Source organism: Streptomyces sp. NPDC054872 (assembly GCF_053610705.1).
The window spans coordinates 227,760-249,677 of sequence record NZ_JBSGYY010000008.1; the positions used below are offsets into that span (position 1 = coordinate 227,760).

General features: G+C 70.9%; 20 protein-coding genes. 4 read left to right on the forward strand and 16 right to left on the reverse strand.

The window, feature by feature from the left end:
• Positions 1–123: 123 nt before the first annotated feature.
• The 8 genes from ACWGIH_RS12965 to ACWGIH_RS13000 form a co-directional block, all read right to left on the reverse strand.
• The gene (locus tag ACWGIH_RS12965; protein ID WP_453448104.1) at positions 124–1,644 is read right to left on the reverse strand and encodes an aldehyde dehydrogenase family protein; all 1,521 of its coding nucleotides are present in this window, start codon (positions 1,642–1,644) and stop codon (positions 124–126) included.
• 172 nt (positions 1,645–1,816) lie between these two features.
• Positions 1,817–2,362, reverse strand: a complete 546-nt coding sequence (locus ACWGIH_RS12970) for a hypothetical protein (RefSeq protein WP_453448024.1) — start codon at positions 2,360–2,362, stop codon at positions 1,817–1,819.
• Positions 2,359–2,607, reverse strand: coding sequence for a helix-turn-helix transcriptional regulator (locus ACWGIH_RS12975; protein WP_160506754.1), 249 nt, complete (start codon positions 2,605–2,607; stop codon positions 2,359–2,361). Before ACWGIH_RS12975 ends, ACWGIH_RS12970 begins: the two co-directional genes overlap by 4 nt.
• A 56-nt stretch (positions 2,608–2,663) precedes the next feature.
• Entirely contained in the window at positions 2,664–3,326 is a 663-nt protein-coding gene (locus ACWGIH_RS12980) for a hypothetical protein (RefSeq protein WP_453448023.1), read from the reverse strand.
• A gap of 133 nt (positions 3,327–3,459) precedes the next feature.
• Positions 3,460–4,449, reverse strand: a complete 990-nt coding sequence (locus ACWGIH_RS12985) for a malate dehydrogenase (protein WP_365823383.1) — start codon at positions 4,447–4,449, stop codon at positions 3,460–3,462.
• Positions 4,450–4,933: 484 nt separating this feature from the next.
• Positions 4,934–6,028 (reverse strand): XRE family transcriptional regulator, encoded by a 1,095-nt coding sequence (locus ACWGIH_RS12990; protein ID WP_453448022.1) that lies wholly within the window; start codon positions 6,026–6,028, stop codon positions 4,934–4,936.
• Between the two features lie 583 nt (positions 6,029–6,611).
• The gene (locus ACWGIH_RS12995; protein WP_453448021.1) at positions 6,612–7,298 is read right to left on the reverse strand and encodes a response regulator; all 687 of its coding nucleotides are present in this window, start codon (positions 7,296–7,298) and stop codon (positions 6,612–6,614) included.
• Positions 7,299–8,453 carry a sensor histidine kinase gene (locus tag ACWGIH_RS13000; RefSeq protein ID WP_453448020.1) on the reverse strand — a complete coding sequence of 385 codons (1,155 nt, stop codon included), beginning with the start codon at positions 8,451–8,453 and terminating at the stop codon, positions 7,299–7,301.
• A gap of 265 nt (positions 8,454–8,718) precedes the next feature.
• Here ACWGIH_RS13000 and ACWGIH_RS13005 point away from each other — a divergent pair, with 265 nt between their 5' ends.
• Positions 8,719–9,126: a peptidoglycan-binding domain-containing protein gene (locus ACWGIH_RS13005; RefSeq protein WP_453448019.1), complete on the forward strand. Its 408-nt coding sequence runs from the start codon at positions 8,719–8,721 to the stop codon at positions 9,124–9,126.
• Positions 9,127–9,207: 81 nt separating this feature from the next.
• Here ACWGIH_RS13005 and ACWGIH_RS13010 read toward each other — a convergent pair whose 3' ends face one another.
• Positions 9,208–9,741, reverse strand: a complete 534-nt coding sequence (locus ACWGIH_RS13010; protein ID WP_453448018.1) for a DUF3017 domain-containing protein — start codon at positions 9,739–9,741, stop codon at positions 9,208–9,210.
• 19 nt (positions 9,742–9,760) lie between these two features.
• Positions 9,761–10,627 (reverse strand): bifunctional methylenetetrahydrofolate dehydrogenase/methenyltetrahydrofolate cyclohydrolase, encoded by an 867-nt coding sequence (locus ACWGIH_RS13015; protein WP_453448017.1) that lies wholly within the window; start codon positions 10,625–10,627, stop codon positions 9,761–9,763.
• Between the two features lie 266 nt (positions 10,628–10,893).
• Here ACWGIH_RS13015 and ACWGIH_RS13020 point away from each other — a divergent pair, with 266 nt between their 5' ends.
• Positions 10,894–11,526: a hypothetical protein gene (locus tag ACWGIH_RS13020; protein WP_453448016.1), complete on the forward strand. Its 633-nt coding sequence runs from the start codon at positions 10,894–10,896 to the stop codon at positions 11,524–11,526.
• A gap of 69 nt (positions 11,527–11,595) precedes the next feature.
• On the opposite strand, the gene purH is transcribed toward ACWGIH_RS13020, so the two are convergent.
• Positions 11,596–13,167, reverse strand: a complete 1,572-nt coding sequence (purH, locus tag ACWGIH_RS13025) for a bifunctional phosphoribosylaminoimidazolecarboxamide formyltransferase/IMP cyclohydrolase (protein ID WP_453448015.1) — start codon at positions 13,165–13,167, stop codon at positions 11,596–11,598.
• A complete protein-coding gene (gene purN, locus ACWGIH_RS13030; RefSeq protein ID WP_453448014.1) occupies positions 13,164–13,793 on the reverse strand; it encodes a phosphoribosylglycinamide formyltransferase in 630 nt (209 codons plus the stop codon). The genes purH and purN overlap by 4 nt, the downstream gene beginning before the upstream one ends.
• A 282-nt stretch (positions 13,794–14,075) precedes the next feature.
• Between purN and ACWGIH_RS13035 the strand changes: the two genes are divergently transcribed.
• Positions 14,076–14,909, forward strand: coding sequence for a hypothetical protein (locus ACWGIH_RS13035; RefSeq protein ID WP_453448013.1), 834 nt, complete (start codon positions 14,076–14,078; stop codon positions 14,907–14,909).
• Positions 14,910–15,285: 376 nt separating this feature from the next.
• Here ACWGIH_RS13035 and ACWGIH_RS13040 read toward each other — a convergent pair whose 3' ends face one another.
• Complete coding sequence (locus ACWGIH_RS13040) at positions 15,286–16,869, reverse strand: cell division protein PerM (protein ID WP_453448012.1); 1,584 nt, start codon at positions 16,867–16,869, stop codon at positions 15,286–15,288.
• 150 nt (positions 16,870–17,019) lie between these two features.
• Between ACWGIH_RS13040 and ACWGIH_RS13045 the strand changes: the two genes are divergently transcribed.
• A complete protein-coding gene (locus ACWGIH_RS13045; protein WP_453448011.1) occupies positions 17,020–18,237 on the forward strand; it encodes a helix-turn-helix domain-containing protein in 1,218 nt (405 codons plus the stop codon).
• A 160-nt stretch (positions 18,238–18,397) separates the two neighbouring features.
• On the opposite strand, the gene sucD is transcribed toward ACWGIH_RS13045, so the two are convergent.
• The 3 genes from sucD to ACWGIH_RS13060 all read right to left on the reverse strand — a co-directional run bounded on the left by sucD (position 18,398) and on the right by ACWGIH_RS13060 (position 21,808).
• Positions 18,398–19,282, reverse strand: coding sequence for a succinate--CoA ligase subunit alpha (gene sucD, locus ACWGIH_RS13050; protein ID WP_160506736.1), 885 nt, complete (start codon positions 19,280–19,282; stop codon positions 18,398–18,400).
• 22 nt (positions 19,283–19,304) lie between these two features.
• Positions 19,305–20,483 carry an ADP-forming succinate--CoA ligase subunit beta gene (gene sucC / locus ACWGIH_RS13055; RefSeq protein ID WP_453452420.1) on the reverse strand — a complete coding sequence of 393 codons (1,179 nt, stop codon included), beginning with the start codon at positions 20,481–20,483 and terminating at the stop codon, positions 19,305–19,307.
• A gap of 383 nt (positions 20,484–20,866) precedes the next feature.
• Positions 20,867–21,808: a hypothetical protein gene (locus tag ACWGIH_RS13060; RefSeq protein ID WP_453452421.1), complete on the reverse strand. Its 942-nt coding sequence runs from the start codon at positions 21,806–21,808 to the stop codon at positions 20,867–20,869.
• Positions 21,809–21,918 lie beyond the last annotated feature (110 nt).

Below are 21,918 nucleotides of genomic sequence, written 5' to 3' on the forward strand. Positions count from 1 at the left end.
TCCTGCGAGGTGTGGTGCCAAGGTGCTTGCGCGTAGAGAGCTGGGGGTGCTCGGACGTACGGACATAGATACGTGCGCGGGGGCGGGACTGCCGCCCTCGCGCACGCCTCTACGAGTCGGGCCTCAGCCCGCGAACCAGCGGACCGGCCGCGGGGCGAGGTTCTGGTAGATGTGCTTGGACTCGCGGTACTCGGCGAGTCCGGCGGGTCCGAGCTCGCGCCCCACGCCGCTCTTGCCGAAGCCGCCCCACTCCGCCTGCGGGAGGTAGGGGTGGAAGTCGTTGATCCAGACCGTGCCGTGGCGCAGGCGCCGGGCCATGCGGCGGCCGAGGCCCGCGTCGTTGGTCCAGACGGCGCCCGCGAGACCGTACTCGGTGTCGTTGGCGAGCGCGACCGCTTCGTCCTCGGTGCGGAAGGTCTCGACGGTCAGGACCGGGCCGAAGACCTCCTCGCGCACGACGCGCATCTCACGGTGGCACTGGTCCAGGACGGTCGGCTCGTAGAAGTAGCCGGTCGCGGGGCGCACTTCGCTGGGCTCGGGGCGCTTGCCGCCGGTGCGCAGGACCGCGCCCTCCTCCAGCGCGGAGGCGACGTACGACTCGGTCTTCTCGCGCTGCTGCTGCGAGACGAGCGGGCCGCACTCGACGCCGTCCTCGGTGCCGCGGCCGAGCTTGATGCGGCTCGCGCGGCGGGCGAGTTCGGCGACGAAGCGCTCGCGCACCGACTCCTCGATGATGAGGCGGCCACCGGCGGAGCAGACCTGCCCGCTGTGGATGAAGGCGGCGTTGAGCGCCTGGTCGACGGCGGTGTCGAAGCCCTCTTCGGTGGCGCAGGCGTCGGCGAAGACGACGTTCGGGTTCTTGCCGCCGAGCTCGAGGGCGACCTTCTTGACGCCGAGGGCCGCGGCCTGGGCGACCTTGGTGCCGGAGACGAGGCCGCCGGTGAAGGAGACCAGGTCGACGTCGGGGTGGTCGGAGAGTCGCGCGCCGACGGTGTGGCCGGGGCCGGTCACGATGTTGGCGACACCGGCCGGGAGGCCCGCCTCGACGAGCAGCTCGATCAGCGCGACCGTCGTCAGCGGCGTGACCTCACTCGGCTTGATGACGAAGGTGTTGCCCGCGGCGAGCGCGGGGGCGATCTTCCAGCTGGCCTGGAGGAGCGGGTAGTTCCAGGGCGTGATCATCGTGCAGACGCCGACGGGCTCGTGCACGACGACGCTGTGGATGTCGTCGGACCCGGCGTCGACCACGCGGCCCGCGCCCTCGCCGATCACCAGATCGGCGAAGTAGCGGAAGGCGTCGGCGACGCAGTCGACGTCGACGCGGCCCTCCTCGACGGTCTTGCCCGCGTCACGGCTCTCCAGGAGCCCGATCTTCTCGCGGTCGCGTACGAGGAGGTCTGCCACGCGGCGCAGCAGCGCGGCCCGTTCGGCGACGGGTGTGGCCGGCCACGGTCCGTTGTCGAAGGCCTCGCGGGCGGCGGCGATGGCCGCGTCGGTGTCCTCGGTGCCGCCCTCGGCGATCGTTGCGAACGGCTTGGCATCCGCAGGGTCGAGGATCTCGCGCGTGGCGCCGGAGAGGGCGTTACGCCACTCTCCGCCCACATGGATGGTCTGTTGTGCGGACACGTCCCGTTTGCCTTCCATTCCTGTCATACGCCCCGCCTGTCACTCGCGGTAGCCGGGGGCACATGCCCCCAGGCGGAGAAACCATGCGCATTACATAACCGAAAGTGCGCTGTGTCACTGCGCGTGCAGGCACCTGGGGCAATACGTCCGCATGAAGGGGCAATTGGGAACAGGGTGGCGCTATGGACTGCTACGCGTCGATGTCGTCAAGATCCAAGGGCTCGTCCTGCACGGCGAGTCCAGCCACCCAGAGTGGCATCAGCCAGTGCACGACGAACGCGGTGAACAGGACGGGGAAGAGCAGTTCTTCGGTGTCCCATCCCTGGTACGCGGCGATGCCCGCACCCACGGCGGCGGCCAGGAGCAGCCACAGCATGACCTGCCGGGCCTGCGCGGCGACCCGCACCCGCTCCGCGCGCTGCCGCTCGTCGAGGGCGCGTTCGCGCAGTTCGAGGAGGCCGCGCGTGGCGCCGTTGATGACACCGGTGGCGACGCACCACGGCAGCAGCAGCCCGAGCATCGTCCACATCGCCCAGCGCTGGTCGCCCATGACCGTGAGCAGCCAGGCCGCGACGCTCGCCACCGTCAGCGCGATGTGGGCGCCGACCGCGAGCCGCCTTCGCATGGCGGTGGCGTACATCGGCGCCCCTTCGCGCCGGTTCATGAGCGCGAACATCCGCCGGTCGTAGCCGGTCATCCGCTGCGCCCCCGTCTCCCGCACCTGCTGATCCGTCATCCCTGACTCCTCCCGTAGACCTCGTCCGTGAGCGGGCGGAACGGCTCGAGGGAGAACAGCGCCTCCACCGGCAGTCCGAAGAACACCGCGATCTTCAGCGCCAGGTCGAGGCTCGGGTTGTACTGCCCACGCTCGATGTAGCCGATGGTCTGGTAGTGGACGCCCACCGCCTCGGCCAGGCTCTGGCGCGACACCTTCCGCTCCGCGCGCACCATCGCCAACCTGTTGTGCACTTGCTCGCTCATGTATAAGAAGTACTACATCAGTGAGCAGGTTGGCAACGGACGGAGGCTGTTCGTGATCAAGGAGCGGGACAGATCTCGTCCGGCGGGCAGAACCACGACAGGGCGGTGGCCATGAGCTTCTCCTCGTCGTCCCTGCCGTCCGCGTCGGAGCCGTACACCGCCAGGGCGTACAACTCGCCGTCCACCGACTCGAAGCGATGGTCGATGACGTGCCACTTCCCGATGTCCGGCTCGCCCTTGAACGTGTCGGCCACGTACTCGAGCCGGGCGGCCGGGCGGCCCTGTTCGTCCAGGCGCTCCAGCGGCGCCAGTTGGTCGAAGGCGCCCGGCATCGATGTCTCGTCCAGCCAGGTCCGCAGCGACTCGTACGGCGAGGGCTCACTCACCCGGTACACCTGAAGGCGCCGGTCACCCCGCGGGCTGCGGTAGTTGACGACGTTGAAGTCCTCGGTCGGTTCGACCAGTTGACGGACCCAGCCCCGTGGCACCGCGAGCCGGAAGCCCTCCTCGTCGAACACCTCCTCGTACGGGGCCGGCGGCACGCCCGCGGGGGACGGCGCCGCCGTATCGCCCTCGGTTTCGGTGCCCGCGCCCTGTGCGGGCCGCTCGACAACCGCCAGGTACCCCGTGGGACGCGGCTCGTCCTTCCAGCCGAGCGCCCAGCCCCCGAAACCCAGACCGCACACGGCGAGCACCGCCGCCTCGGTGTTACCTGCCATGGCCAACTCCGTCTGGGTAAATTCGCCCCGGACGCACCACGCCGAACGCACCTCGCCCCCGGCAGCCGATGAGCGGCCGCCGGGGGCGAGGTGGACGAGCTGCCGTACGGACCGGGCCGTACGGGAGGGCGTGCTAGATGAGGCCGAGGCCGCGAACCGCCTCGCGCTCCTCGGTGAGCTCCTTGACGGACGCGTCGATGCGCGTGCGCGAGAACTCGTTGATCTCCAGGCCCTGGACGATCTCGTACTTGCCGTCCTTGGTGGTGACGGGGAAGGAGGAGATGAGGCCCTCCGGAACGCCGTACGAACCGTCCGAGGGGATACCCATGGAGGTCCAGTCACCAGCGGCCGTGCCGTTCACCCACGTGTGGACGTGGTCGATGGCGGCGTTGGCCGCGGAGGCGGCCGAGGACGCGCCACGGGCCTCGATGATCGCGGCGCCGCGCTTGGCGACGGTCGGGATGAAGTCGTCGGCCAGCCAGGACTGGTCACTCACGACGTCCGCGGCGTTCTTGCCGGCGATCTCCGCGTGGAAGATGTCGGGGTACTGGGTGGCCGAGTGGTTGCCCCAGATGGTGAGGCGCTTGATGTCGGAGACCGGGGCGCCGGTCTTCTTCGACAGCTGCGACAGCGCGCGGTTGTGGTCCAGGCGGGTCATCGCGGTGAAGCGCTCGGCCGGTACGTCCGGGGCGGCGGCCTGCGCGATGAGCGCGTTGGTGTTGGCCGGGTTGCCCACGACGAGGACCTTGATGTCGTCCGCGGCGTTGTCGTTGATCGCCTTGCCCTGCGGCTTGAAGATGCCACCGTTGGCGGAGAGCAGGTCGCCGCGCTCCATGCCCTTGGTGCGGGGGCGGGCGCCGACGAGGAGGGCGACGTTGGCGCCGTCGAAGGCGACGTTCGGGTCGTCGCTGATCTCGATCGAGTTCAGCAGCGGGAAGGCGCAGTCGTCGAGCTCCATGGCGGTGCCCTCGGCGGCCTTCAGGGCCGGAGTGATCTCCAGGAGGCGAAGGTTGACCGGCACGTCCGCGCCGAGCAGGTGGCCGGAGGCGATGCGGAAGAGCAGCGCGTAGCCGATCTGGCCGGCCGCGCCGGTGACGGTGACATTCACGGGAGTGCGGGTCATGGCGATCTCCGTAAGACAGCAGGCGGTGGGGGGTCCCTGCCCCTTGTGCGGGGTCCCCTTGTGCTGGATCCCCACCGACGCCCTCGATGATCGATCTCTTGGCATCAAGAGAGATCCGCCGCTCAGGCTATCGCGCCCCGCCGACCCCCGAACCCCGGGAGGGTGTGGCCCACCCCACAAAGATCGCGCCGTGCCACCTGACTGCCACCCGACTGCAGCCCGACGGCCGTCCCATCCGCGCCCGACGGCCGTCCAACCTGCGCCCGGCTGCCCTCCGACGAAGAAAATCCGCCGGAAAACAGCGGCTCAGAGGCCCGCGAAAAATTTCTGCGAAATCGACAGGCATGTTGTGCGTGGGCGAGGGCACACGCAGCTATACCCCCACGGGAGTGGTCACACCCCCAGGCGGCCGCCACGCTCCCCCCCCCTGTGTTGGCGGCCGCCACCTCCCGGTGGTCATTCCCGACGTCCGGCCCGGCTGCGCCTACTTGGTGCAGCCGGTCTGGCCGGCCTCGAGGGTCGCACACGCCTCCGCCGACGCACCGTCCTTGACGGCCACCATCGGTGTGTAGGCGTCGAAGTCCGCGTTCACGGTGCCGTTCTGCTTCGCGCCGTCGCCGGTGATCGTGACCTTGTCACCCGGAGCGGCCTGCGTGATGCGCGCCCACGCCGCCCCGCACGTCTTGCTGTAGCGGACCTCGACCAGGGCCTTGCCCACCGTCGCGCGTGTCGTCGTGGTGGCCAGCTCGCCGCCGCAGCCCATGGTCTCGGGGTCCTTGCCGGTGCAGCTCTTGCCGCTGCACTCGACGCCCGCGGGCAGATCCTTGTCGCTCGTGCTCGGCGAGGCAGGCGGCTTTGAGCTCTCGTTGCCCTTGTCGTCCTTGCCGAGGCCGGTCAGGAAGACGGCGGCGGCTATGACGACGAGCGCCCCGACGATGCCCGCCAGGAACATCGTCAGCTTCCTGCGCCGCCGCTGCCGGTCGGGCGAGTCACCGCCATGGGCCGGCTGGGCCGGACCGGGAGGCGCCGCGACACCGCCCCCGCCCACGTACGACGGGGTCTGCGGAGGCACCGTCGGCGAGACGCCCGCGGGGCCCGCGACCCCGGTGACGCTCCCGCCCGGCCGGGAGGGACGGTCGGCGGAGTCGACACCGGTGCCGGTGCCGGCTCCGGCACCCGCGGCCCCGCCGCGCACCGCGCCGCCGTTCCCCTTGCCCTTACCTGCGGGCGGGTTCGGGCCCAGCTCGCCGAGCGCGGCCCGTGCCTGGGAGATCCGGATCGCCTGCATGGTCATGTCGTGCCGCATCTCGGAGCGGCTCCAGGCGCGCTCGGCGAGTTCCCACATGGTGATGAGGTGCACCGGGTTGGTGCCCGTCACCTCGGCAAGCGCGACGATGGCACCCTTCGGGGCGAGCAGCCGCCCGTTCAGATACCGCTCCCACGACGTCTTGCTGTACCCGGTGCGGTCCGACACCGCGGCAATGCTGAGACCACTGCGGTCGACGAGCCTGCGCAGCTGACTGGCGAACTCCCTGACCTGCGGATCCAGCTCATCCGGTAGTGCCTTCCAACGAGGCATTACTCCCCCTCATCCCCCCGTACGTGCCAACGTGCCCCCGCGCGTGGTTCCCCCCGCTCTGCCCATGAGGCAGCCCCCGCTTGTCCTGTCATGGGCTACCCAGAGGGATGCCAAAAGTCAGGATGTCAGTTCCCGGACCGGGGGCGCGCGGGAGCATTCGGGCCACTGGCGTGCACCGTCGCACTCCGGGCGGTCCGGCGTCCAGTGTCCCATCGCTGTCCCGCTCCACGATGCGGAACCCCTGGTAGCGACTTGGGACGTCCAGAATCGTCCTGATTGTGCCGGTTGCCCCTTCTGCGGAACGCCCCTCCGCGCCCCGGTCGCCTCCTGTCTCCTCCTGTCCCGCCCTCTCTCGCACCCCCTCGCACCCTGTTGCGGGCTGGGAACAGCGTTGCGGAATGGTCACCTCCGTGCCACAGGGGCAAGGCATCCCTTGAACGGAATTGGCGGGGGCATGACGCTGGTTCCCGTTGGAGCGGCCCCCCACAGACCGGCGGCGCCCGTCCTCCCACGGGGGTGAGGACGGGCGCCGTCCCCTGTTCCCGGCCGCGGCCGGGAGCTGTCAGGGGTTGTCGGACGCGATTCAGCGACCGTTGCCGCCCGGCGTGACGAGGCCCGTCTCGTACGCCACCACCACCGCCTGCGCCCTGCTGTCCAGGTCGAGTTTGGACATCGTCCGGTTGAGGTGGGTCTTCACGGTGGCCTCGCTGATGTAGAGGCGGTCGGCGATGTCCGCGTTGGACAGACCCGTGGCGATCAGTTTCAGGACCTCGACCTCGCGCAGGGTCAGCGCACGCAGGTCCGGCGGCGGCTCGGCGCAGTCACCGGAAGACCCGGCCCCGGCCTGCCGGGCGAAGGCCTCGACGAGCCGGCAGGTGACACTGGGCGCGAAGAGCGCGTCGCCGCCGCCCACGGCGGCCACCGCGGCGAGCAGGCGTTCCGGTCCGGAGTCCTTGAGCAGGAAGCCCGACGCCCCGGCCCGCAGCGCCCCGTACACGTACTCGTCGAGATCGAACGTGGTCAGGACCAGGACGCGTGGCGGCGGTTCGGGCGCCTCGGCGAGGATCTTCTCGGTGGCCACGATGCCGCTCATGCCGGGCATGCGGATGTCCATCAGGATCACGTCGGGCCGTGTCGTCGCGGCGAGCGCGACGGCTTCCGCTCCGTCCCCCGCCTCACCGACGACCTCGATGCCGGGCGCGGCACGCAGCAGCCCCACAAGGCCGGCCCGGATGAGGAACTGGTCGTCGACCACGAGCACCCTGGTCATCTAAGTCGCGCCGTCCCCCTGCGGTGCGGCCTGCGCGGAGGTCGGCAGGGTCAGACGCACGGCGAACCCTCCCTCGCTCCGCGGGCCGATGCTGATCGTCCCGCCGTAGAGCTTGGCCCGCTCCCGCATCCCAATCAACCCATGGCCGCTCCCTGTGCCCACTCTGTCCGGAATCACCCCCTCCCCGTCATTGGTGACCGAAACCGTCACATGGTGGGGCTGATAGCGGAGTTGGACCGCCACGCCGGCCCTTGGCGCGTGCTTCAGTACGTTGGTCAGCGCCTCCTGGACCACGCGGTACGCGCAGAGTTCGACCCCGGGGGCCAGCTGCCGCGGGGTCCCCTCGACGCGCAGCTCCACGTCGACTCCCCCGGCCCGCACCCGCTCGACCATCTCACCGAGCCGCGCGAGACCCGGCATCGGAGCGTCGGGCGCGCCGTCCTCCTCCTCCCGCGCCCGCAGCACCCGCAGCATGCGGCGCAGCTCCTCGAGGGCCTCGCCGCTGGTGCCGGAGATGGTGGAGAGCGCGGCGTGGGCGGTGGCCGGGTCCGAGGCGAAGACGAACTTCGCGAGGCCCGCCTGCACGGATATCACCGACATGTGATGGGCGACGACGTCATGCAACTCCCTTGCTATGCGCCCGCGTTCCTCGGCGACCTCACGCCGCGCCCGCTCGTCCTGCTCGCGCTTCAGCTGCCGGGCCAGTTCGGCGGCGCGGCGCGCGACGTGCCCGAACCGCCAGATCACCAGGGGGAAACCGATGGCCTGCCCGACCACGGAGGCCATGGCCGCGCCTTCGCTCACCACGCCTGAGTAGATCCAGACGGCGCTCATCAGGGCGGCGCAGGGCAGGGAGGTGCGCGGAGGCTTCAGGGCGGCGACCGTGTAGACGGCGAGCATGGGGCCGAAGGTGTTCACCACGGGCCAGTAGCCAGCGGTGACGTACACGATCCATGCCAGGTGCACGGCGAGCAGGACGGTGAGCGGCGCTCTGCTCCGGGCAGCGATCGGCACGTTGACCAGTGCCACCAACAGGTAGCCCCACGCGTCGAGTTCGGGCCACCCCTGCCGCTCCGACTCCTGCCCGAGGAGTACGGCGACCGTGGTCAGGGCGACCGCGATCGACGTATCGGCGACGAGGGGGCGGATCCGCATCGCCGCAGCGTAGCCCGGGTGCGGGCACCGCCACGTCAAACCACCGCGGTACAGCGGAAGTTGCAGGAACCGCGGCGGTACCGCGCCGGACGTGCCCGAAGCTCAACCCGACACGGGACGACGTCCCCCGCCCCGGCGCCGTAGCTTCTTGCTCCAGCACCACGGCACCGGCCGACCACCGGGGCCGCACGGATCGCGGGCCGTCGGGGGACCCAACGGGGGGACCCGGCCCGGGACCTGAAGGGACAGCATCACCATGAGCAACATGACCATCCGCAAGCGCGTGACGACCGGCCTGGTCTCCGCGGCCTTCATCGGCGGCACCCTGGCCCTGGCACCCGCGGTGCAGGCCGCTCCCGCCCCTGTGTCCGTCTCGGCCGCGGCCGTCAACGCCGCCGCCGAGAAGTGCCCCTGGACGACGGGCGTCGGCTTCTACTGCGGCTACGACAAGCGGAGCAAGTACACCGACTTCGGCGACAACGGGCGGCAGGTGAAGGAGGTGCAGGCCCTCATCAAGTACACGGCCTACTACAACGGCCGTCTTACGATCGACGGCGACTTCGGCCCGGACACCCGCAAGGCCGTCAAGTACTTCCAGAAGAAGTTCATGGGCGACAACACGCCTGACGGCATCGTCGGCCCGCAGACCTGGAAGGCGCTGCGCCTCAAGTAGGCACTCCGCCACAGACGACGGTGGCCCGTCCTCCTCCGGGGGAGAGGACGGGCCACCGTCACGTCCGGGTGCCGCCCACGGCTAGGTGTCGATCGTCCGATGCAACGCGTCGCCCAGGAACGGAAGCTCCAGCCACGGGCTCGGCTGCGCCATCAGCGCGAGCAGCACGATGACGACGCCGAGCGCGCCGTACGTGACCATGTCCGTGAAGCGCGACCGTACGGCCAGCATGCCGACGCCCGGCAGCATCCACCGCATGACGGCACCCGTGATCAGCGCGAGGCCGATCAGTATCGTGCCGACGCGGAACACGTCGAAGGCCGTGAGCAGCAGCCCGAGTCCCACCATCGAGAGCACGGTGAGCAGCGGCCACTGGCGGGCGGGCGCGGGGGCGTCGCCGCCCGCGGCCCGGCCGCCGCCCTCGGGCCGCGCGGTGTCGCGGGTCAGGAGCGGAAAGCGCCGCGTGGTCTTCTTCGGCCCGCCGGGACCGGGAGCGCTGACGGCGCCCTTGGCCTCGGTGTCCTCCACGGCCTCGGCCTCGCGGACGTCGGACTCCTTGACGTCGGACTTCGTGACATCGGCCGGTGACGCCCCGTGGTCAGGTTCGGCGCTCATGGGCTCACCCCTTCCCGGTTCAGCTCGCGGCAGCGGACGCGGCGCGCTCGGCCGCCTCGACGACGTTGACGAGCAGCTGGGCGCGCGTCATCGGGCCGACGCCGCCGGGGTTCGGCGAGATCCACCCGGCGACCTCGCGGACGCCGGGATGCACGTCGCCGACGATCTTGCCGGACTCGTCGCGCGAGACGCCGACGTCCAGGATCGCGGCGCCCGGCTTCACGTCCTCGGGCTTGATCAGGTGCGGGACGCCCGCGGCGGCCACGATGATGTCCGCCTTCTGCAGGTGGAAGGAGAGGTCGCGCGTACCGGTGTGGCACTGCGTCACCGTCGCGTTCTCCGAGCGGCGGGTGAGCAGGAGCGGCATGGAGCGGCCGATCGTGACACCGCGGCCGACGACCACGACCTCGGCGCCGTTGATCTCCACGCCGTACTGGCGGAGGAGCTGGATGATGCCGTAAGGCGTGCAGGGCAGGGGGGCGGGCTCGTTCAGGACGAGGCGGCCGAGGTTCATCGGGTGCAGGCCGTCGGCGTCCTTGTCCGGGTCCATCAGCTCGAGGACGCGGTTCTCGTCGATGCCCTTGGGCAGCGGGAGCTGCACGATGTAACCGGTGCAGGCCGGGTCGTCGTTGAGCTCGCGGACGACGGCCTCGATCTCCTCCTGGGTCGCGGTCGCGGGCAGCTCGCGCTGGATGGAGGCGATGCCGACCTGCGCACAGTCGCGGTGCTTCCCGGCGACGTACTTCTGGCTGCCCGGGTCGTCACCGACCAGGACAGTCCCGAGGCCGGGCGTATAGCCCCTCTCCTTCAGGGCCGCCACGCGGGCGGTCAGTTCGGACTTGATCGCGGCTGCGGTGGCCTTGCCATCGAGAATCTGGGCGGTCATGACTCCATCTTCCCGGATGAGGCCCGCCCGGTACCAATCAGGTCGCCCGCGCGGGCCGACTGTGTCTCAGCTGTGTCCCGAGACCTGACCAGCTCTGTTGCACTTGCACAACGCATAGGGAATGCGGCTGGACAAATAAGCCTGGCCTAAAGAACGATATGCGGCACAGTGCCGCGGGCAGTGTCGGGGGGACGGACCGCATCTGTAGAACATTCCTCCGTGATGTGCCGCGTCGTCCCCGCATTACCCGACGGAGGAAGACCGCCATGAGTTACGGCGACCCGAACAACCCTTACGGGCAGCCGCCCCAGCAGCCCCCGGCCGCTCCCGGATACGGCTACCCCCAGGCCCCGCCCGGCGTCCCGCCGCAGCAGGGCTACGGCTACCCGCAGCAGCAGCCGGCGTACCCCGGCTACCCGGGCGGCGGCGGCAACATGATGCAGCAGTCGATGCCGGGGCTTCTGATGACGGCTCGCGTCTTCCTGTTCCTGATCTCGGCGACGCAGATCCTGAGCGCGATCTTCCTGCTCTACGGCGCCGCTGTCGCCAACGACGTTTCCGACAGCGCCGACGACTTCGGCTTCGCGGGCACAAGCGACTTCGGTGACGCGGCCGCCGGCCTGTTCGTGGTCTTCGCGCTCGTCGCGGCAGCGCTGGCCGCCCTGTCGATCACGCTCGGCGTGAAGTTCAGCCGCGGCGGTCAGGGCATCCGGATCACCACCGTCGTCTATGGTGCGCTCGGAGGTATCTTCGGCCTGATCTACCTCTTCGTCGGTCTGGACACCGGCCTCGCGAGCGCGATCATCCTCCCGCTGATCTGGGTCGTCTTCGCCGTCATCATCACGATCGCCCCAGTCGTGCCGAGCGGCACCGCGTGGTTCAACCGCCCCCGCTACTGAGGCGAGAACGAAGCAACGGTGGCCGCGCCCTTGGAAAAGGGCGCGGCCACCGCTCTGTACGGGACCCGCTCAGTGGAAGAAGTGCCGCGTGCCCGTGAAGTACATCGTCACGCCCGCCTTCTTCGCGGCCTCGACGACCAGCTCGTCACGGACCGAACCACCCGGCTGCACCACGGCCTTGACGCCCGCGGCGGTCAGGATCTCCAGGCCGTCGGGGAACGGGAAGAACGCGTCCGAGGCGGCGTACGCGCCGTGCGCCCGCTCCTCGCCCGCCCGCTCGACGGCGAGCTTCGCGGAGTCGACACGGTTGACCTGACCCATGCCGACGCCGACCGAGGCGCCGTCCTTGGCGAGCAGGATCGCGTTGGACTTGACCGCGCGCGATGCCTTCCAGGCGAAGGCCAGTTCGGCGAGCTCGCCCGCGTTCAGGGCGTCGCCCGTGGCGAGCGTCCAGTTGGCGGGGTTGTCGCCGTCGGCCTGGAGTCGGTCGGTGACCTGGAGGAGCGCGCCGCCGTCGATCTGCTTGACCTCTACCGCGTTGGACGGCGCCTGGTGGCAGCGCAGGACGCGGATGTTCTTCTTCTTGGTGAGGGCTTCGAGGGCGCCGTCCTCGTACTCCGGCGCGACGATGACCTCGGTGAAGATGTCGGCGACCTGCTCGGCCATCTCCTTGGAGACCGGGCGGTTGACGGCGATCACGCCGCCGAACGCGGAGAGCGGGTCACAGGCGTGCGCCTTGCGGTGCGCCTCGGCGACGTTCGAACCGATCGCGATGCCACAGGGGTTGGCGTGCTTGATGATCGCGACGCAGGGGTCGTCGTGGTCGTACGCGGCACGGCGCGCGGCGTCCGTGTCCGTGTAGTTGTTGTACGACATCTCCTTGCCGTGCAGCTGCTCGGCCTCGGCGAGGCCGCCGTTGCCGTCGACGTAGAGGGCGGCGCCCTGGTGCGGGTTCTCGCCGTAGCGCAGGACGTTCTTGCGCGTGTACGCGGCGCCGAGGAACTCGGGGAAGCCGGAGCTGTCGTCCGCCGCGTAGTCATCGGCGAACCAGGAGGCGACCGCGAGGTCGTACTCGGCGGTGTGGCGGAACGCTTCGGCAGCGAGGCGCTTGCGCGCGGTCAGGTCGAACCCGCCGTCACGGACGGCGGCGAGCACGTCGGCGTACCGGTCGGGGCTCGTGATGACCGACACCGAGGGGTGGTTCTTGGCGGCGGCGCGGACCATCGAGGGGCCGCCGATGTCGATCTGCTCGACGCACTCGTCGGGCGTGGCGCCCGAGGCCACGGTCGCCTTGAAGGGGTAGAGGTTCACGACGACCAGCTGGAACGGCTCGATGCCGAGTTCGGCGAGCTGGCGCTGGTGGTCGTCGAGGCGCAGGTCGGCGAGGATCCCGGCGTGCACGCGCGGGTGCAGCGTCTTGACCCGGCCGTCCAGGCACTCGGGGAAACCGGTGAGCTCCTCGACCTTGGTGACGGGCACCCCGGTGGCGGCGATCTTCGCGGCGGTCGAACCGGTCGAGACGAGCTCGACGCCGGCCTCGTGCAGCCCGCGCGCGAGCTCCTCGAGCCCGGTCTTGTCATAGACGCTGATGAGCGCGCGCTTGATGGGGCGCTGCGAACCGTGCGTACCTTCGGCGGTCACGGGATAAGTACCTTTCGTCCCTCAATGCGGTAGCCGTTACGGGCCAGACGCCCCACGACATCGACGAGCAGCCTTCGCTCGACTTCCTTGATGCGCTCGTGCAGAGCGCTCTCGTCGTCCTCATCCCCGACCGGGACCACGCCCTGGGCGATGATCGGGCCGGTGTCGACGCCGTCGTCGACGAAGTGGACGGTGCATCCCGTGACCTTCGCGCCGTACGCGAGCGCGTCGCGCACGCCGTGGGCCCCGGGGAAGCTGGGCAGCAGGGCGGGGTGCGTGTTGACGAACCGGCCGCCGAACAGAGCGAGGAATTCCTTCCCCACGATCTTCATGAACCCGGCCGACACGACCAGGTCGGGCGCGTACGAGGCGGTCGCCTCGGCCAGCGCCGCGTCCCACTCGTCGCGGGTCGCGTGGTCCTTCACCCGGCAGACGAAGGTGGGAATCCCGGCCTGCTCGGCACGTTCGAGCCCCGCGATGCCGTCGCGGTCGGCGCCGACGGCGACGATCTCGGCGCCGTAGCCGGACGTACCGTCCGTCGCGATCTTGTCGAGCAGAGCCTGCAGATTCGTGCCTGATCCGGAGACCAGCACGACCAGGCGCTTGGCCACAGGGCTCTTGGCCACAGCGGGGCCCTTTCTCGGGAGGTGCGTCTTTGTAGGGTCGTACAAAGGCTTCGCATCTTCCGATACGGGGAACTCTACGAAGCGGCCGACCGTCAGCAACGATACCGGCACACGGTGCGGCCCCTCACGGGACGGGGGCGCGGCCGGAAGGTAGCGTCTGCACCAAGACGTCACATGACGTCACACCGTCCAGAAGCCCGCTCGCCAGGCTCGCTCGACCGGGCTCGCTCGACCGGGCCTGTTCGACCTGGCTTGCTCGACCAAGGGGAAGACGCACACCTGATGCCGGACCGTAGCCTCCGCCTTCCGCTGTCCCTCGCGTTCGGACTGACGCACGCAGGGGAGCGCGGCTCGACGCTGCTGCGCGACGGCCGCCCGTCGTCCCCGCCGCAGGACTCCCAGGGCTCCGGGGGCTCCGGCTCCTCGGGCGACTCGGGCAGTTCCGGGTCCTCGAAGGGGTCCTCGAAGGACGACAATCCCTTCGCGCCGCCGCCGGAGGGAACCCCGGACCAGCCGTGGCGGCCCCGCCCCGGCAACGGCGGCGACAGCCCCGACGACCGGGGCCGTTCCCCCTGGGGCAGCCAGTGGAGCGACCGTCAGCCCGGCCGCTCCCAGGGCGGCGGCTTCGGCGAGCGCCCCGGCAAGGAGGGCGGGGGCCAGGGCCCCGACGGAAACTCCGGGCCCGGCTCCGGCATGCGCTGGGACCCGACCGACCCGGCCCAGCGCCGCGCTCGGTACGCCCTGCTCTCCGGCATGTGGGCCTTCTTCTTCGCACTCTTCGGCTGGCGGTACGTGGCCCTGCTCCTGGGCGCGCTCGCGCTGCACTGGGGCATCAGCTCCCTGCGGTCGAAGCCGAAGCAGCCGGACCCGACGGCACCGGCCACGCAGCAGCCCGCGGCCGACCCCACCGGCACGAAGCCGCAGACCACGGCGGCGGTCAGCGGCCTGGTGACGGCGTCGCTCGCGCTGGCGATGGTGGCGGCGACGTTCGCGGCGCAGCTGGTGTACCGGGACTACTACACCTGCGTGAACGACGCCCTCACGAGCCAATCGAAGCAGGAGTGCAACGACCTCCTGCCAAAGCAGCTGCGCCCACTGCTGGGGGAGCGGGACTGATCCTGGCCGGGGGCCTTGGGCCGGGCGACCGGTTGCACCCACTCCCTCAAGCCTCCGGCCGCCGCCTCCCTTGACGCCTCGTCGTGTCAGTCCGCCACCGGCGCCTCCGCTGCCGCGGGCGACTGCGGCAGGCGGCTGCTGCGGCAGGAAGTCGTCGGTCCCGGCCGCCCGCCCCGCGCGGGCACCAGACCGCCTGCCCCCAACCCTCCGGTGGCCGCCCCCCGGTCACGTCCCTCAAGGCCGCCCAGCGTGCCTCGCGTGACGCCTCGTCGTGTCACTCCGCCACCGGCGCCTCCGCTGCCGCGGGCGACTGCGGCAGCGGCAGGAAGTCGTACGGTCCCGGCCGCCCGCCCGCGCGGGCACCGCACCGCCCCCCTCAAGCCCCCGGCGGCCGCTCCCCGCTCGCGTCTCTCAGCGCCGCCCAGCGTGCCTCGCGTGATGCCTCGTCGTGCCAGTTCGCCGGCGGCGTCTGTGCTGTCGGAGGCGACTGGGGCAGGAAGTCGTACGGCTCGAACGGGTCCGGTGTGGGCGGTGTCGGAGGCGGCGGGTTCTGACGGCGGCGGGGGATCCGGGGCAGGCGTAGGCGGGGAGAGCGCAGCCGCAGCTGGGGGACCCGAGGCTTCGGCAGCCGGAGCCACGGCCGGCGTGGCGTAGCCCTGCGGGTCCGCAGGCGCCAGGACCGCGCCACCAGCGCGAACGGCACGCCCACCACCGCCGTCCAGCCCAGCGTCGCCGCCCCCGTCAGCCACCACACCGGGCCGAACTCGGCCAGGACGGCCACCCCCATCGGGCCACCCGCCAGCGCCGCGAGGACCGCCATGAACACCCCGCACAGCGCCGCCCCCGCCACGGTGACCAGCATCGTCCGGACCCGGGTCCACGCCTCGCCCCTCTCTCCGGACGCAGGCGCCGCCGCCCCCGCCGTGAACCACGCCAGAACGAGCCCCCCGGCCAGCGGCACCGCGCCCGCCGCCCACGTCAACGGCGTACCGGGCCCCTGCGTCGGCACCGCCGCGAGCAGCGGGAACTCCGGCAGCATCGGGGCCGAACTCACTGCGAGCGGCCCCGCCACGCTCCCCGTGCCGAGCGCGAAACCCGGGCCGAGGCCGTACGCCGCGCCCCACACCGCCGCGTTCGGCACCAGCGCCACGGCCAGCAGCAGCACCGCGAAACGGCCCGACCACACGTCCGTGACCTGCGCGAACGACGCCCTCGCCAGACCGCCGTGCAGCACGAGCGACACCGCGACCAGCAACGCTCCCCCGCCGACGAGCACCACCGCCCCGGCCGACGCGGCCCGCGTGACGGCGCGGACGTGCCGGCGTACGAGGAAGGGACGTACCGCCGCGGGCAGCGCACGCAGGCCGCCCCGCACCACACCCGGCAGCGGCTCCCGGGGCCGGCCCACCGCGGTCCACACCCCCACCGCCGCCGCACAGGCCACGACCATCGGCAGGTGCAGCACCGCGCTCGGCCACGACGGCCGCAGCTCGCCCCCGGCCGCGTACAGCGTCGCGGCCGTGCCCACCAGCAGGTAGCCGCCGACGACCCCGCACCACGCGGTCCGCGGCGCCATGCCGCGCTCCTCCGGGTCCGCCGCGTCCCGCGCGGCGCGGTGCGCGAGCCAGCCCGGCAGCACCATCAGGAGCAGCGGCGTGACGCCGACCGGCGCCGGGGCCCCGGAGACCGTGTCCGTGCGGATCAGCTCCGTGCCGTGGGCGATCAGCCACACCGCGGCGGCGACATGCAGCGCTCCGTCGGGCCCGCTGTCGGGATAGGGCGAGCTGATCCAGAGGACCATCACCAGGACGGCACACGAGCCGAGGCCGAGCCCGGCCGCGACAGCACCGCCGAACAGGCACGTCGCCAGTCCGGGTGAGCGGTCCCGGAACCGTTCGACGAGCGTCTTGAGGGGCGGCAACGGTGAGGTGCGGTCGGTGAGGTGCGTCACACCGGCCATGCTCCCAACGACACGCGCTTTCTCCCTGTAACAGGCGAATACCCGATGTGTCGCACAAGATACGTTTATGTACTTTTTCGTACGACGGACCGGCCGCGCCCGGCTGCCCGCCGCACGAACGCCCACGGCCCACGGCGCGGAGAGTCCGACATGACCCAGAGCCCTGCCACACCGTTGCCGTCCCCCAAGGAACGCCGACGTCTGCGCGAGGCGAAGTCCCTGAGCCAGGCCGAGATCGCCGCGCGGGTGGGCGTCACCCGGGAGACGGTCCGCTCCTGGGAGGCCGGCCGCTCGAAGCCACGCGGCCGCAGGCGTGACATCTACGCGAAACTCCTTGCCGAGCTAGCGAACGAGCAGACCGTAGCGGGCGAGCGTTCCGCACGGCGCCCCAGCTGGGCCCGGGACGCGCCCCCCGCCATCGACGCCAAGGACGGCAAGGCCCCCGCGCGCATCCCGGTGGGCGCGGCGATGAACGGCCACGCCCGGCCCGACCCGCTGGTGCGGACACCGGCCGCCGCCCCACCCGAGCGCGGGCGCGAGCCCGAGCCGTCCAGGTTCCCCACGGGAGCCGCCACCCCCGCCGAAGCCTTCGACACGCTCTGCGTGACCTGCGCCCCCGGCCTCGTACGCCAGACCTACCTCCTCACCGGCCGCCGCACCCTCGCGCAGGAATCGGTGGAACGCGCCTTCCAGCTCGCCTGGCAGCGCTGGCCCGAGGTCGCCGTGGACCGCGACCCGGCGGGTTGGGTGCGCGCGGCGGCGTACGAGTACGCGATGTCCCCCTGGCACCGCCTCCGCCCCACCCACCGGCACCCCGACGCCCCGCCCGCCGAGGCGGCCGACCGCGCCTTCCTCAAGGTTCTGATGAGCCTGCCGCCCGCCCAGCGCCGCACCCTCCTGCTCTACGACGGCGTCGGCCTCGACCTGCCCGAGACCGCGGCCGAGACGGAGGCGAGCACGCCCGCGACGGCCAACCGGCTGCTGCACGCGCGCGAGACGATCGCCGAGAAGCTCCCCGACCAGGCGTCGACGCCCGAAGCCCTGCACCAGCGCCTCGGCGAACTGTGCGGCGCGGAGAAACTACGGCCGCCGAACGCGGTCCGGGTGCGCACCGGCAGCGAGCACCGCGCCCGCTTCTGGACCCGCGCGGCGATCGCCTTCACCGCCCTGATCGTCGGCGCGACGGCCCTCACCCTGAGATCGGCCCCCACGCACTACGAACCACCCCAGTCCCCGGGCAAGGCCATCAGCGGAGTACCCCCACACATGGGCCCCGGCCACCTGACGTACGCGGACCAACTCCTCCACAAGAAGCTCCGCGAAAACTTGACCAGCGGCCCGGAAAAACTGACACCACAGGCGAGATAGTGCGCGGGCGGCGGTCTTTCAGGGGCGCGGGGAACGGCGCAGTCTTTTAGGGGCGCGGGGAACGGCGCGACCAGCCACGCTCGGCCGGCAGCCAAGAAAAGTGGGCCCGCACCTCTCCCATGAGAGGTGCGGGCCCACTTTTCAAACGGTTCAGGCAAACTCAGCCCGCGAGAATCGCCCGCGCAAGCTTCGCCGTCTCGGTAGGCGTCTTGCCGACCTTGACGCCCGCAGCCTCAAGCGCTTCCTTCTTGGCGGCAGCCGTACCGGAGGAGCCGGAGACGATGGCGCCGGCGTGGCCCATGGTCTTGCCCTCGGGCGCGGTGAAACCGGCGACGTAGCCGACGACCGGCTTCGTCACGTTGGCCTTGATGTAGTCCGCCGCACGCTCCTCGGCGTCGCCGCCGATCTCGCCGATCATGACGATCAGGTCGGTGTCGGGGTCGGCCTCGAACGCCTCGAGGGCGTCGATGTGCGTCGTGCCGATGACGGGGTCGCCACCGATGCCGACGGCCGAGGAGAAGCCGATGTCACGGAGCTCGTACATCATCTGGTACGTCAGCGTGCCGGACTTCGAGACCAGGCCGATGCGGCCCGGCTTCGTGATGTCGCCCGGGATGATGCCGGCGTTCGACTGACCCGGGGTGATGAGACCGGGGCAGTTCGGGCCGATGATGCGGGTCTTGTTGCCCTTCGACTTCGCGTACGCCCAGAAGGCGGCGGAGTCGTGGACGGCGATGCCCTCGGTGATGACGACCGCGAGGGGGATCTCGGCGTCGATCGCCTCGACGACGGCGGCCTTGGAGAAGGCCGGCGGCACGAAGAGGACGGACACGTTGGCGCCCGTGGCCTCCATGGCCTCCTTGACCGAACCGAAGACCGGTACCTCGGTGCCGTCGAAGTCGACCTTCGTGCCCGCCTTGCGCGGGTTCACGCCGCCGACGATGTTGGTGCCGTCACCCAGCATGAGCTTGGTGTGCTTCATGCCCGTGGCACCGGTCATGCCCTGGACGATGACCTTGCTGTCCTTGTTGAGGAAGATAGCCATGGTGGTGTCTTAACCTCTTCCCTTACTTCGCAGCCGCGAGCTCGGCGGCCTTGTCGGCCGCGCCGTCCATGGTGTCCACGCGCTGCACGAGCGGGTGGTTGGCGTCGCTCAGGATCTTGCGACCCAGCTCCGCGTTGTTGCCGTCAAGGCGCACGACCAGCGGCTTCTCGACCTTCTCGCCCTTCGAGGCGAGCAGCTCCAGGGCCTGCACGATGCCGTTGGCGACCTCGTCGCACGCGGTGATGCCACCGAAGACGTTGACGAAGACGGACTTGACGTCCGAGTCGCCCAGGATGATCTCCAGGCCGTTCGCCATGACCTCGGCGGAGGCGCCGCCACCGATGTCGAGGAAGTTGGCCGGCTTCACGCCGCCGTGGTTCTCACCGGCGTACGCGACGACGTCCAGGGTCGACATGACCAGGCCCGCACCGTTGCCGATGATGCCGACCTCGCCGTCGAGCTTCACGTAGTTGAGGTTCTTGGCCTTGGCGGCAGCCTCGAGCGGGTTGGCTGCGTCCTTGTCCTCGAGGGCCTCGTGGTCGGCCTGGCGGAAGTCGGCGTTCTCGTCGAGCGAGACCTTGCCGTCCAGGGCCAGGATGCGGCCGTCCTTGGTCTTCACCAGCGGGTTGACCTCGACGAGGAGCGCGTCCTCGGCGACGAAGGTGTCCCACAGGGTCACCATCGCCTCGGCGACACCCTCGGCCACCTCGGCCGGGAACTTCGCCTGGGCCACGATCTCGCGGGCCTTCTCGATGTTCACGCCTTCGACGGCGTTGACCGGGACCTTCGCGAGGGCCTCGGGAGTCTTCTCCGCGACCTCTTCGATGTCCATGCCGCCCTGCACCGACGCCATGGCGAGGAAGGTGCGGTTGGTGCGGTCGAGGAGGTACGAGACGTAGTACTCCGCCTCGATCTCCGGGGACAGCTCGGCGATCATCACCTTGTGGACCGTGTGGCCCTTGATGTCCATCCCGAGGATGTCCGTCGCGCGAGCGACGGCCTCGTCCGGGGTGTCGGCCAGCTTCACGCCGCCGGCCTTGCCGCGGCCACCGACCTTCACCTGTGCCTTGACGACCGACTTGCCGCCCAGCTTCTCGGTGGCCTCGCGCGCCGCCTCAGGCGTGTCGATGACTTCACCGGCCAGCACCGGTACACCGTGCTTGGCGAAGAGGTCCCTCGCCTGGTACTCGAACAGGTCCACGCGCGTCCGTCCCTTTTCCGTGATCTCGCTGCGATCTCGCTGCTTTGTGGTCAGCTGTCTGCGTGGGCGTGCCGCGGAGGGCAACGTGACTGCGCTGTCACAAGGGAGGCGTAGGACGGAGTCCGGTACGCGGCATGTCCGTCTCGCAGGTTATCGCCGTGGGCCGTTGGTCCCTAAATCACAGATCACATTTGGGCGGTGATGACTGTCACAGATCGCGGGCCCGGGGTCGGAGCGGGCGGCCCCTGCGGTGACAGGGGCCGCCCGTTTGCTGCTGTTACGACTGGTACAGCTCTTACTGATGGTGCAGCTCTTACTGCTGGTGCTGCTTTTCACGCCGCATCGCGCTGCGGGGGCATGAGCTGTCAGCTGGGCATGAGCTGTCAGACGGCGTACGTCGCGTTGTACGCCTCCTCGTACGTCGGCAGGTAGTCCGGGGTGACCGAGCCGGCCACGCCCTGGACGCCGGAGACGGCGTTCCCGGTGAGGGTCTGCGCGTCGGGGGCGACGGTGCCCGTCAGGTCCTGCGCGAACGGAGAGACCTGGCCGAGGACCCCACCGGCGAACGGCTGGACGTCGCCCGTGACGCCGTACGCGAGCTCGCCCGCGCTGCCGCCGACGCCCCGCACGACCGGCCGCACCTGGTCGGTGACGGTCTGCACGAGCGGCGAGACCGAGCCGACGACTCCGCCCGCGAACGGCTGGACGTCGTCGCCGACGACACCCTGCACGAACGGCGGGACCTCGCCGACGACCCCACCGGCGAACGGCTGAACGTCACCGACCACACCCTGCGCCAGGTAACCGGCATCGCCGACCGCCTGCCCGGCGACCGGCACGACACCGTCGACCGCGGTGGCGGCGACCGGCGGCAACACGGCGGCGGCGGTCTCGTCGACGATGGGGGTGGCGGTCGTCGTGGCGGTCTGCGCGGCGGACGCGGGTGCCTTCTTCGCGGCGGCTTCGACCTCCGGGGCGAAGGCGGAGAGCGGACCGAAGAGGTAGTCGACGTCGACGGAGTCTTCGGGGACGCTGACGTCCGGGGTGCGGACCTCGGGGGCCTTCACGTGCTCGGGGGCCTTGACCTGCTCGGAAGCCTTGGGAGCGGCGGTCTTCGCTTCGGTGACGGCGGTCTTCGCTTCAGCGACGGTGGACTTCGCCTCGCCCTTGACGTCGTCGACCGCGTCGACCGCGTCGGACGCGTTGTCGGGCAGGGCGACGGAGTGCTGCGGCAGCTCGTCCGCACTGGCCACGGCGGAACCGAGTGCCCAGGCGCCCGTGACACCGGCGGCTATGACGATGGAACGACGAATGTTCTTGTTCATGCGTGCTTCAGATCCTTCGAACTCTGGCTGTGGATCCGACCTGGACACGTACGTGTGTACGTATGTGCGTCCGGTCGGCGGGCAGACCTTTGCCACCCCCGCGCGGCAGG